Source organism: Chitinophaga sp. (assembly GCF_036569125.1).
Classification (GTDB): Bacteria; Bacteroidota; Bacteroidia; order Chitinophagales; family Chitinophagaceae; genus Chitinophaga.
Genome location: NZ_DATCRF010000381.1, coordinates 1 through 5,736 on the forward strand (window position 1 = coordinate 1; position 5,736 = coordinate 5,736).

General features: G+C 49.1%; 5 protein-coding genes. 2 read left to right on the top strand and 3 right to left on the bottom strand.

From position 1 onward, the window contains the following. Positions 1-802 (top strand): ABC transporter permease (locus VIM87_RS14215; RefSeq protein ID WP_331997637.1); only part of this gene is annotated, 802 nt, incomplete at its 5' end. An 80-nt stretch (positions 803-882) separates the two neighbouring features. Beyond that, on the top strand, positions 883-1,473 hold the full coding sequence (locus VIM87_RS14220; RefSeq protein ID WP_331997638.1) for a cysteine hydrolase family protein: 591 nt from the start codon (positions 883-885) through the stop codon (positions 1,471-1,473). Here the strand turns inward: VIM87_RS14220 and VIM87_RS14225 are convergent. From VIM87_RS14225 to VIM87_RS14235, 3 genes are all read right to left on the bottom strand, one after another. Next, on the bottom strand, positions 1,421-2,464 hold the full coding sequence (locus VIM87_RS14225; protein WP_331997639.1) for a class 1 isoprenoid biosynthesis enzyme: 1,044 nt from the start codon (positions 2,462-2,464) through the stop codon (positions 1,421-1,423). The genes VIM87_RS14220 and VIM87_RS14225 overlap by 53 nt on opposite strands. A gap of 79 nt (positions 2,465-2,543) precedes the next feature. Next, complete coding sequence (locus VIM87_RS14230) at positions 2,544-3,926, bottom strand: aminopeptidase P family protein (protein ID WP_331997640.1); 1,383 nt, start codon at positions 3,924-3,926, stop codon at positions 2,544-2,546. Between the two features lie 48 nt (positions 3,927-3,974). After that, complete coding sequence (locus VIM87_RS14235) at positions 3,975-5,480, bottom strand: right-handed parallel beta-helix repeat-containing protein (protein WP_331997641.1); 1,506 nt, start codon at positions 5,478-5,480, stop codon at positions 3,975-3,977. Between the last annotated feature and the right edge of the window lie 256 nt (positions 5,481-5,736).

The window sequence follows — 5,736 nt, forward strand, 5'->3', positions numbered from 1 at the left end:
GGATTATTTACCGGCCATGGGCATTACACTTAGCGCGGGGCGCAATTTTTCCACAGCTTATGCTACAGATAAAACCCGGGGCGCCATCGTAAACGAAGCCTTTGTAAAAGCCGCAGGCCTTACGGATCCCATAGGTAAGCAGATCCATACAGACGAATATTTTGACAAGGATGTAAAAACCATCGTAGGTGTAGTAAAGGACTTTCATACCGGTTCTTTGCGGGAGCGTATTCAGCCCACCGTAATGATCATGAGCAGCTGGTTTGGCAGGACCATCTGGTTAAAGTTAGCCCCAACAGGCCAGCAGCATGCCCTGGCTGCTTTTGAAGCCGCCTACAAAAAAGCTTTACCGGATGCGGTATTCAGCTACAGCTACCTGGATCAGCTGAACATGCAGGAATATGCGCAGGAGCTGCGATGGAAAAAGATCATCAATATTGCAACCGTACTTTCTATACTTATTTGCTGCGCAGGATTGTTTGGACTGGCGCATATAGCCACACACCAGCGTATTAAGGAAATAGGCATCCGCAGGGTATTGGGGGCAGATGTGATGAGCATTGTTACATTGTTCTCCAAAAACTTCCTGCAGCTGGTGGGGATCGCTTTTATCATCGCATCGCCTGTTGCATGGGGCGCCATGAACAGCTGGTTACAGCACTTCGCTTACCGGGTGCCGCTGAATGGGTGGATCTTCCTGGCAGCAGGTATTTTTGCTTTGCTTATTGCATTAGGCACTATTACCTTACAGGTGTGCAGGGCCGTAGTGCTGGCGCCTGTGCGTAATTTAAGCGCAGACTAACGATTGTCCTAAAACTTCGCTTTCTTGTCCTTCGCTGCAAAGGCATCCCGGCCTACCTTTGCCTGCATAAACTCCCCATCATGGAAAATGTATTACAGGGCCGCCCGGCCTTATTGCTGATAGATCTTCAGCAGGGTTTTGAAGAAAAGGAATATTATGGCGGTGAACGTAACAATCCGCAGGCAGAACAGAATGCTCAAAAGTTGCTGGCATACTGGCGTGCCAATGAGCTGCCCCTGTTCCATATTCAGTACAGCTCCGTAAGTCCCAAGTCGCCTTTGTTCCCGGAAAAAGCCGGGTATGCATTTATGAAAGAAGTGCAGCCTTTGCCCGGAGAGCCGGTGCTGGTGAGAAGTGTGAACAGCGCTTTTATTAATACTGATCTGCAGGCGCAGCTGGATGCGCAGGGCATTAACACCGTAGTTGTGATAGGGTTATCAACAGAGCACTGCGTATCTACCACCACCCGTATGGCCGGTAATTTAGGCTATCATACATACGTGATCTCTGATGCTACGGCAGCATTCAATAAAACCGGTGTGAATGGTGAACGTTTTGATGCAGAGCTGGTGCACCAGGTAACCCTGGCTACCCTGCAGGATGAATTTGCCACGGTGCTTACAACGCAGCAACTGCTGCAACAGCTGCGTGTACCGGTTGCCGGTAATTAACCAGGCGCCTTACCTCTTTTACCCATTTTATTTTCTGGCTCCAGGAATCCATATCACACACCAGGGCCTTGCGGCTCAGGGCAGCCAGTTCCGCCATGCTGGTTACCCCGCGGGTGTTGGCTTTCAATTGTTCCAGCGCTATGCAGCCCATACCGTGCAGCGCGTGTATCGTAGTGCTGTAAAATACTTTGGCAAAGCGCTCAAAGGGCAGCTGCTCCAGGTGATGATTGAACAGCGCCACATCGGTCATAAAGTGCTGCTGCAATTGATCATAGTTGCGGTACAGGTTGGGAAGGGTATGAATGCCGCTGCGCACATCCCTGTACACATCAAAAGCATCGTTGGTTAATTGCAGCAGCCCGGCCATGGGGTACAGCATATCCTGTATGTCAGTGGCAGGGTAGTGGTCTAATATGGAGTAGTAAAGTAAAATAGAACAATAGCTTTTTTGATAGGTGATCTCGTAAAGCGCTGCTTCATCAACTTCCGGCGATAGCTGTTTAAGCGATGCCTGCTGCCATACAAATACCTGGTGCAGGTGTTCCATTACCCTTTTACGGTCAGGCGCCAGGGATAGCAATTCAATGTACGCCGTTTGCACCACATGCTCCTCAAAGCTTTGTGATACATGCTTTTCCGGGTGCCAGGTAAAAGCTTCCAGCTGTTCGTAGCTCATAACATGATCATCAAACAGATCATCATACAAAGGACCCAGAATGCTGAATAATAAAATACGCTGCTGTTCATTTGCTGTGAGCTGCCGCCCGCTTAGCTGGTACAGGCTGTTGCAGATAACGTGCAGTCCCAGCTGCCAGTATTTATGAATGCGCTGAATGGTTTTTTCTGAAAAAGTCTTTGTCTGACCGGCAGCCAGCAGCGCCAGTAAAGGTGGCAGGTGTTCGTGGAAGTAACGTTCCTGCCTTTTCAGCCGCCATTGTAAAGTGCACAGGCAACGGATAGTCTGGAACAGGCTTACATTCGGATGTGGCATTATAAGGATAAAAAGTTGACGGTTGTAGGTTTTTCGCGGCTAAGTTAGCAGTTTTTAATAAATAGCAAAGCTTTATCCCTTACTTCAGCGCTTCAATGGCCGATGCGGTTTTATATAAGGGCTTGCCTAGCAGGCGGCTGCCATCTTCCGTAATTAAAAAATCTTCCTCTATACGTATGCCCCCAAAGTTGCGGAAGGCCTGTACTTTATCGTAATTAATAAAATCCGTGTGTTTTTTAGCAGCCTGCCAGGCGTCCATCAGTTCAGGAATAAAATATAATCCGGGTTCTATTGTCAGCACAAAACCCTTTTCCAGGGCGCGTCCCAGGCGTAATGATTTCAGGCCGAACTCCGTGCTTTTCACCAGTGTATCCGTATAGCCTACATAGTTTTCGCCCAGGTCTTCCATATCATGTACATCAAGCCCCATCATATGTCCTAACCCGCATTGGAAGAACAGGGTATGCGCTCCCTGTGCTACGGCTTCCTTTACATCGCCTTTCATAAGTCCCAGGTCGCGCAGGCCTTCTGCCAGCTTTTCGCAGGCCAGCAAATGCACATCCCTGAACAGTATGCCGGGGCGCAGAGCGTCTATGGCTGCCTGTTGTGCGGCAGCAACAATATCATACACAGATCTTTGTACAGGCGTAAAGCTGCCATTTACGGGAAAGGTGCGGGTAAGGTCGCCGGCATAATGCAGGGGTGTTTCTGCTCCGCAATCGCACAGCACCATTTGTCCGTCTTTTAATACCGTATCCTGGTAGTGGTTATGTAAGATCTGCCCGTTCACTGTTAAAATAATAGGGAAGGAGAGGTTACCGCCGGAGCTTACGGCCACGCCATGTACCCGGCCGGCCAGCTGCGCTTCCGTTAAACCTGCCTGCGCGCTGCGGATGGCTTCCAGCTGCATATCTACTGTAATGCCAATGGCTTTTTCTATTTCTGCTATCTCTTCCGGCGCTTTAATGGCGCGTTGTGCTATTACCGCTTTTATAAGTGTTACAGATGCTTTGCTTTTCAGCGCAGCATTGGGAATGCTTAACCAGTCGCTGAGCTTTTGCGCATTATCTGCACGGTACGGCGGCAGGAAATGTATAGGCTGTCCTTTAGCTTGTGCGGCGTTTAGCAGTCCTTCCAGGGCGGCTAACGGCTGTACTTCGGAGATGCCGGTTTTTGCTGCCTGGTCGCTGATGGTTTCCTTAGGGCCGGTCCATACCAGGTCGTCCATAGTGAGCTCATTACCAAACAATATTTCCTTGTCATTGTCCACATCTATTACCGCTACCAGCGAGGGCCGGTCAATGCCTATAAAGTACAGGAATGAGCTGTCCTGCCGGAAATGATATACATTATCCCGGTAGTTCATCCCCAGCTCCTCATTGCCCATTAATAAAATAAGGCCCTGGTTAACAGTGGCCTTCAGTTGGCGCCTTCTGGCGGTATAGGTATCTTTCGTAAACATAAGGGTGAAGCTAATAAAAAATCCGGGAGTTGCTCCCGGATTTTTGTGTTATTGCAATTCATCAGCGCCTGCGTCAATGGCGCCTACCCTTCGTGATTCTCCGTCAATATCCGTTCCGGGGATACGGGTAAACTCAGTACCCATATTTTTAGCCAGGGAATGAACCGACAAATGCAGGTTCAGGCTGGCCGGCGTGGTATTTATAAATCCGGGATCAATACTGTTGGTAGAATGTGTTTCCGGGGCTACATGCGTTCTCCAGCTAATGAGATCACTTATCAGGGCGCCATTATAACGCCACTGCCGGGTACCCTGTGTGTAATACATATTATGGTCGGCATAGGGATAGGAGGTGGAGGTGCTGCCTGCGCTCACAAACAGATCTGCCGGACCGGCGTAGATGATATTGTTAAAGAGATTGGTGAACATGCCATTCGTTTGTATATCAACCTCTCCGTTCATACCCGTGGCAGGCGGTTGCTGGTTGTTGTAATACAGGGTATTATTCAGCACATAGCTATTAGTAGCGCCCGCAGTACTGGCGGCATCTGGCGTACCTATAGCAACGCCGCTGCCCTGGCAGAACCAGATCATGTTATTGGTTAAAATATTGAGCGTACCGGCGGAATAATTAATAACGCCGCCTGCCTGGATGCCGATGCCGTTATTGTGTATGTAGTTGGCATCTGCAATTATGTTCAGGCCTCCCAGCAGGCTGATGCCGGCCTGTGTAACATCATAAACCGTATTACGCTGAATGGTGCCTGAGCCGGGCTTTCGGTAAGCGCCATTTTCATAGCTGCCGGTTACACTGATACCAATGTTTGCCCCGTTGTAGATGGTATTGTTGCTGAAGGTAAAGGATGAAACGCTGCCCACTGCGCCCAGGTTAGCGCCTGTACCGGTTTGGCAGTCACGGATGGTATTGTTGGTTACCTGTATATCGCTCACCGGGTCGGCCGTGCTGCCGCTGAATAAAATGCCGTAGCTGTTGCCGGATTGCGGAGCGCCTTCATAATTGATACTGTACACCAGGTTATTATACAAGCGTGTATAATCTGTGCCGTTCTTTACTACGATGCCCCTGGGATTACCACTGCTGCTTTTAAAATTACAGATGTCGAAACCATCGATCGCAATATACTGTGCGCTGTCAATGGTTACCAGGCCTTCATCGCCCGTAACGGTGAGCCCTGCGCCACTGATGATGGCGGTTTCACCGGGGTACTCTTTTAGCGTAACAAACTTGCCTTTTACACCGGATACAGGGAAATGCACTTTCTCAATATAAGTGCCGCCGCGCACAAATACTGTATCACCGGGCGTTACCACGGTAAGGGCTTTGTTAATGGTGAGGAAAGGTGTAGCCAGGCTGCCGTCAGCAGCATCATCGCCGGTGGTGGACACATAATAATTAATACCGGCCAACAGCGCAGTTGCGCCTGTTTTGTTGTTATTGAGGGCATTGTCTTTTAACCCGGGCTCCATTTGAGGTTTGTAACAGGATAGGAGGGTTGTGCTGCATGCCAGCAGCCATACAAGGTGTTGTTTCATAGTGCTTTTTACTTTTTAATTTGGGTAAGGGAATTGGGTTTTAAACATTATAAACAGATACCGGCCGGGTTGCCGGTTTTATATTGTCCGCATACAAACTTTAATGGAAGATAAGCCAATTATTGCATGCAGCCCCTCATATGAAAAGCATAAAATTGCTGTGGAATTGTTAAAATAGTTGGCAGTTTGCAGTTAGCAGTGGCCAGTCCGTAGTTGGCAGTGGGCAGTCCGGGAGAAGTACTTAACGTAACAGCAG